At 64.1% G+C, this 6,716-nt stretch carries 5 protein-coding genes; 3 read left to right on the top strand and 2 right to left on the bottom strand.

Annotated elements, in window-relative coordinates; genetic code table 11:
- Positions 1 to 41: 41 nt before the first annotated feature.
- The gene (locus FYB76_RS12010) at positions 42 to 1,394 is read right to left on the bottom strand and encodes a GntP family permease (protein WP_034334060.1); all 1,353 of its coding nucleotides are present in this window, start codon (positions 1,392 to 1,394) and stop codon (positions 42 to 44) included.
- Positions 1,395 to 1,763: 369 nt separating this feature from the next.
- The gene (locus FYB76_RS12015) at positions 1,764 to 2,255 is read right to left on the bottom strand and encodes a VOC family protein (RefSeq protein ID WP_154133779.1); all 492 of its coding nucleotides are present in this window, start codon (positions 2,253 to 2,255) and stop codon (positions 1,764 to 1,766) included.
- 201 nt (positions 2,256 to 2,456) lie between these two features.
- On the opposite strand from FYB76_RS12015, the gene FYB76_RS12020 reads away from it, so the two are divergent.
- From FYB76_RS12020 to ggt, 3 genes are all read left to right on the top strand, one after another.
- Positions 2,457 to 3,383, top strand: coding sequence for a LysR family transcriptional regulator (locus FYB76_RS12020; RefSeq protein WP_154133780.1), 927 nt, complete (start codon positions 2,457 to 2,459; stop codon positions 3,381 to 3,383).
- Positions 3,384 to 3,476: 93 nt separating this feature from the next.
- Entirely contained in the window at positions 3,477 to 4,535 is a 1,059-nt protein-coding gene (locus tag FYB76_RS12025) for a LacI family DNA-binding transcriptional regulator (RefSeq protein WP_154133781.1), read from the top strand.
- A 248-nt stretch (positions 4,536 to 4,783) separates the two neighbouring features.
- The gene (gene ggt / locus FYB76_RS12030) at positions 4,784 to 6,544 is read left to right on the top strand and encodes a gamma-glutamyltransferase (RefSeq protein ID WP_154133782.1); all 1,761 of its coding nucleotides are present in this window, start codon (positions 4,784 to 4,786) and stop codon (positions 6,542 to 6,544) included.
- The last annotated feature ends 172 nt before the right edge of the window (positions 6,545 to 6,716 follow it).

Raw genomic sequence — 6,716 nt, forward strand, 5'->3', positions numbered from 1 at the left:
CAAAGCAAGACGCCCGGACCAGCCGGGCGTTGCATTCAGTCTTAGACGACCAGGTTGAGCAACATGATGAAGATGATAGCAACAACCGAGATCAGCGTTTCCATCACCGTCCAGGTCTTGAAGGTTTCACCGACGCTCATGTTGAAGTATTCCTTGACCAGCCAGAAGCCCGCATCGTTGACGTGCGACAGGATCAGCGAACCGGCACCGGTAGCCAGCACCAGCAGTTCCTTGTTGGTGCCGGGGATCAGGGCCACCAGCGGCGCGACGATGCCGGCACCGGTGATGGTGGCGACGGTGGCCGAACCGGTGGCCACGCGGATCACGCCAGCCACGAACCAGGCCAGCAGCAGCGGCGAGATTTGCGCATGCACGGCCAGCTGGCCGATGGCGGTGCCCACGCCGGAGTTCACCAGCATCTGCTTGAAGCCGCCGCCGGCACCGATGATGAGCACGATGGCCGCGGTAGGAGCCAGGCTCTGGTCCACGAATTTCAGCACTTGCTGGCGGGTGAAGCCACGGGCGATGCCGAAGGTCCAGATCGCCAGCAGGAGTGCGGCCAGCAGGGCCACGATGGGGTTGCCGATGAAGTCCATCAGGTCGCGCACGGCGTGGCCTTCCGGCAGGGTGACGTCGACGAAGGTCTTGAGCAGCATCAGGAACACCGGCAGCAGCACCGTCACCAGGGTGGTGGTGAAGCCCGGCAGGTTGGTGGTCTGCGGCTCACGCGCCAGTTGCGCCATCAGTTCCTCGGAGGGCTTGATGTCGACGTAGCGCGAGATGAAGGCACCGAACAGCGGGCCGGCGATGATGACGGTCGGCAGGCCCACCAGCAGCCCGTAGAAGATGGTCTTGCCGATGTCGGCGCCGAAGATGCCGATGGCCAAGAGCGGACCCGGATGCGGCGGCACCAGGCCGTGCATCACCGACAGGCTGGCCAGCATGGGCATGCCGATCTTGAACAGCGGCACGCCCGAGCGGCGCGCCACGATGAACACCAGCGGGATCAGCAGCACGAAGCCGATCTCGAAGAACAGCGGAATGCCGACCAGGAAGGCGCCCATCATCATGGCCCAGTGCACGCGCTCGCGGCCGAAGGCGCGCACCAGCGTCTGGGAAATCTGGTCAGCGCCGCCGGACTCGGCCATCAGCTTGCCCAGCATGGTACCCAGGCCCAGCACGATGCCGACGAAACCCAGCACGCCGCCGAAGCCGTCCTGGAAGGACTTGACGATCTTGGGCAGCGGCATGCCGGAGATCAGCCCAAGGAAGCCCGAGGTGATGGTCAGGGCGATGAAGGGATGGATGCGCAGGCGCGTGATCATGAGGATCAGCGCGAGGATCGCAATGACTGCATTGAACAGCAAGGTGGCGTCGTGGCTCATGCCCAGCATGGGATCTCCGATTGCCGATAGCCGATGGCGCACGATCCCCGGTTCACCGCAGCGGCGCGGCCCCGCGCATGGCGGTAGGGCGAGCGTCTCCTGCGGCCTCTCCTGGGGAAGGCACGGACATCTGCACTATCTGCGTAGTGTTTTATTGAGGAACCCACGAGGGCTGCACTGAGTTCCGTTCCTGAGTGTGGTATGCCGCCGCCAGCTCCGCCGCCGTGTGCCCGGAGGTACGGATGTTAGCGTTAACATGGGGCGCGATGATAACGCTAACATTTTGAGCAGGTCAAACCTTTCTTTTGCTGCAGCGCGGCAGAAATCAGGACGGCGACGGGATGAAGATGAAGGAACCCCTGCTGCGGCCGGCCTGCTTTACCGCTCCGTCGCCGCCAGCGGCTCCAGCAATTCGAACAGGTTGCCCCAGGGATCGCAGAAGAAAGCGAAGCGCAGTCCGAGCGGCGGCACGTCCCTGGGCTCGCTGACGATGCGTACGCCACGTTGCCGCAAGGCGGTCACCGAAGCGGCGAGGTCGTTGACGCGGAAGCAGACGTGGTGCCAGCCGGCTACTTCGTGGGTATCGAGCAGTTGCTCGAAGGCAGGGCGGCTGACCGTGCAGCCCGGACCGGCAATGAATTCGATGCGAAATCCGTCGTCCTGCGCCGGGCTCAGGAAGGCCAGGGTCTTTTCTCCCAGCGGGAGACCGGGGCTGACGCGAAAGTCCAGCTTCTCCCGGTACCAGGCCGCCGCCTGCGCAAAGTCAGGCACTCGGATCCCTGCGTGGTCGCCTTTCCAGCTGGCGAAAGGGCTCCCGGCAGACAGGCTTGGGGTCGTCGGATCAGATGGCGTTGCAGTGTGCTGTGTCATGGGGATTTGCTCGATGTGGGGAGGTGGACAATCAAAAAAGAAGGAGAACCAATGCGCAAACGATCTTTGACGCGATCAATGAAATCCAGGGCCGTGATGCCTCCACGCCCTCCAAAAAGAACGGCATCAAGGCATCCATCCCCATCGTAGAGGCCTCGACGCCCGCAGACAATCCAGCAAAATGCGAATAGACTGATCGACATGGCGAACAATACGGAACCCTCTTTCGATGACCTGTCGGTCTTTCTTGCGGTCTGCGAGACCGCCGGATTTCGCGCTGCCGCCCGCCGGCTGGGGCTGGCTCCCTCCAATGTCAGCGATACCGTGGCGCGGCTGGAGGCCAGCCTCGGCGTGCCCCTGCTCACCCGGACCACACGCAGCGTGGTCCCCACCGAAGCGGGCCGCGAACTCGTTCAGCGCCTTGCCCCGCTGTGGACGCAGGCGCGCCACGCCCTCAGCGACATCGCCAGCACCCGGCATGAAGTGCGCGGCCTGCTCAAGATCAATGTCACCGGTGCGGTGATGGTCGATATCCTGCCGCCGCTGGTGGATCGCTTCCTGGAGAGGCATCCGCAGGTGCGCATGGAAATCGTCGTGGAAGACCGCCTGGTCGATGTGGTTGCCGAAGGCTGCGCGGCGGGCATCCGCTATGGCGAACATCTGGCACAGGATATGGTCTCGCTGCCCATCGGGCCGCGTGTCCAGCGTCTGGCGCTGGCGGCGTCCCCCGGCTATCTCGCCCGGCACGGAACGCCTGCGCACCCTGACGCACTGGTCGACCATGCCTGCATACGGCTGCGCTTTTCCAGCGGAGCGCTGACCGCCTGGGACTTCCAGCGCGGCGAACAGTCGATCACGGTGGATCCACCGGCCAGGCTGGTGATCGGGGTCGATGCGGCACCGGCTGCGATTGACCTGGCTTGCGCCGGACACGGCCTGATGTGTACCTTCGCCAATTGGCTTGAACCGCATCTCGCCAGTGGTGCGTTGGTCCCGGTGTTGCCGCACTGGTGGCAAAGCTTTGAAGGGCCGCGGCTGTATTTTCCGGGCCGACGCGTGCCCGCGCCCCTGCGGGCCTTCATCCAGGTGATCTCGGAAGACCAGGCGTCACCAAGCGTAGACCGCTAAAAAATCAGCGCCGTCATGGGCATCAGCAAGCCAAGACAGCCGCCCGAGCAGGTATCATGTCGCCACCCTGAATGACCGCCCTCCCCCGCATCCATGACCCAGCGCGCAGCACCCAAGTCCAAGCCGAAGTCCCTACCCGCCGTGCGCGGCAGCCGCGCTACCGGGCGCGTCACCATCATCGACGTGGCGGCCGAGGCCGGGGTGAGCCCGATGACGGTCTCCCGGGCGCTGAAAAATCCCGGCCTGGTGCAGGAACAGTCGCGCCAGCGCATCCTGGAAGCCATCGATCGCCTGGGCTATGTGCCCAACCAGGCCGCCTCGACGCTGGCTTCTGCACGTTCGCAGGTGATCGCGGTGCTGGTGCCGTCGCTGACCAATGCTGTCTTCATCGAGACGCTGTCCGGCATCCGTGACTACCTGGCCGGCGCCGGCTACCAGTTCCTGATCGGCGAGACCGGCTACGTGCGGGCCAAGGAAGAGCAGCTCATCGCCACCTACCTGGCCCATGCACCAGCCGGTTTCCTGCTCTCCAGCAGCGAGCAGCACGACATCCTGCAGGCGCGCCCGGGCAGCCGCGACATCCCGGCGGTACGCATGTTCGACCTGGGGCGCAGCCAGCATGATTTCTCGGTGGGGTTCTCGCAGACGCGCGCCGGGCACGCGGTGGCGCGGCACCTGGTGGAGCGTGGCTACCGGCGCCCGGCTTTCCTGGCGGCCCAGCTCGACCCGCGCATGATGAAGCGCCGCGAGGGTTTCCGCAAAGGTTTGCTGGAAGCCGGGATCACGCCCGAGATTGAAGTGCTGCTGCCCGAGCCGACCACGGTCGACATGGGCGCACAGTTGCTGCGGCGTGTGCTGGAGCAGCACCCGGAGTGCGACTCCGTCTTCTGCTGCAATGATGACCTGGCCCTGGGCGCGCTGTTTGAATGCCAGCGCCAGGGCATCAGCGTGCCGCGCGAAATGGCCATTGCCGGCTTCAACGATCTCTCCTGGGCAGCCTGCGCCACGCCCTCCATCACCACCGTGGTCACGCCGCGTTACGACATCGGCTACAAGTCGGCCGAGATGCTGGTGCGCCAGCTCAAGGGCGAAGACATCCCCAAGGGGCGGCTCGATCTCGGCTTCGAGCTGGCGGTACGCGAGAGTACCTGAGACCGTTCGCATTCACGCTCGGACCTGCATCCCCCACATCCGTGGACGAATCGGCGTCAATAATCCACCCATCGCCGGCTCCTGGCTCTGGACAGAAAATCGCCATTCTCTACAATCTCCCGGTGTCGTTCTGCTCTGCAAGAATGCAGCAGCACAGCATGACGCTGATGCAGGGATGCAGCGCCGCAGACGACATCCATATAAATAATATGCACATTTCCAAGTCCAGATCACCAGGAGCAACCCTCATGCAGACATTCACCGGTCTTTGCAAACCCGCCGCCATGGCCCTGCTGCCGCTGTGCGGCGCGCTGGCCTTCCTGCCGGCCTCGGCCCAGACGGCCGCGCCGTCGGCCCCCGTGGTCAAGTACGACCTGACCTATGACATCATCAGCCCGGTCCACAGCCAGCACGGCATGGTGGCCACCGAGCAGGAGCTGGCCACCAAGGTCGGCGTGGACATCCTCAAGAAGGGCGGCAATGCCGTCGACGCCGGCGTAGCCGTAGGCTTCGCGCTGGCCGTGGTGCTGCCCAATGCGGGCAACATCGGCGGCGGCGGTTTCATGATGATCCACGACGCCAAGACCGGCAAGAACGTGGCACTGGACTTCCGCGAGATGGCCCCGCAGCGCGCCACCCGCAACATGTACCTGGACGACAAGGGCAACGTGGTGCCCGGCCGTTCGCTCTACACCCACCTGGCCGTGGGCGTACCCGGCACCGTGGCGGGCCTGTCGCATGCGCTCTCCAAGTACGGCACGATGAAGCTGTCGCAGGTCATCCAGCCGGCCATCGAGCTGGCCGAAAAGGGTTATCCGGTCAGCCGCAGCCTGGCGCTGATCCTCTCGGCCGAGCGCGAACACCTGGGCCAGTGGGATTCGTCCAAGGCGATCTTCTTCAAGGAAGGCCGTCCGCTCAAGGAAGGCGAAATGCTGGTCCAGAAGGACCTGGCCAAGTCGCTGCGCCTGATCGCCAAGGAAGGTCCGAAGGCCTTCTATGACGGCGCCATCGCCAAGAAGATCGTGGCCGAGATGGACAAGCACGGCGGCCTCATCACCGCCGAGGACCTGAAGAACTACAAGGTCGTCGAACGCGTGCCGGTCTCCGGCAACTATCGCGGCTACCAGGTCATGTCGATGCCGCCGCCGAGCTCGGGCGGCGTGCACATCATCCAGATGATGAACATCCTGGAACGCTACCCCCTGAAGCAATACGGTGCCGACAGCGCGCAGACCATCCACCTGATGGCCGAAACCATGAAGCTGGCCTATGCCGACCGCTCCGAATACCTGGGCGATCCGGATTTCACCAAGGTTCCGGTCAAGGGCCTGACCTCGCGCGCCTATGCCGACGAACTGGCCAAGAAGATCAACCCGGACCGCGCCACGCCCTCCACCGAGATCAAGCCGGGCCAGCCGCAGCCGTATGAAAGCGACCAGACCACCCACTACTCGGTGGCCGACAAGGACGGCAACCTGGTCGCCACCACCTACACGCTGAACCTGAACTTCGGCAGCGGTATCGTCGCCACTGGCACCGGCATCACCTTGAACAACGAGATGGATGACTTCGCCGCCAAGCCGGGCGTGCCCAATGCGTTCGGCCTCATCGGTGGGGACGCCAACGCGGTCGGCCCCTACAAGCGTCCGCTGTCGTCGATGTCGCCGACCTTCGTGCTCAAGGATGGCAAGCCCTTCCTGGTCACCGGCAGCCCGGGTGGCAGCCGCATCATCACCACCACCTTGCAGACCATCCTCAACGTGATCGACCACGACATGAACGTGGCCGAAGCCACCATCACGCCGCGTATCCACCACCAGTGGGCACCGGACCAGCTGCGCGTTGAAAAGGGCTTGTCGGCCGATACGCTCAAGATCCTGCAGGACAAGGGCCAGAAGATCAGCGTGCAGCCTTCCATGGGCCGCACCCAGACCATCCAGATCCGCCAGGATGGATTCGATGGCTTCTCGGACCCGCGCAATCCGGATGGACGGACGATGGGGTTCTGATGCGCTGAAGCGCTGAAGCGTTTGCTTCCCTTCGCTTGAAGATGGCTCCCGGATGCATGTTCGGGAGCCATTTTTTATGGAAACGCGGAATGTGACGACCCTCGATTCACGGTCATTGGCCAATTCCAGCCAAGTTTCCCTTCACTTTCGGAATTGCCGGAATGAACGTGAG

Origin of the sequence: Herbaspirillum sp. CAH-3 (assembly GCF_009668275.1) — a bacterium.
Classification (GTDB): domain Bacteria; phylum Pseudomonadota; class Gammaproteobacteria; order Burkholderiales; family Burkholderiaceae_D; genus Herbaspirillum; species Herbaspirillum aquaticum.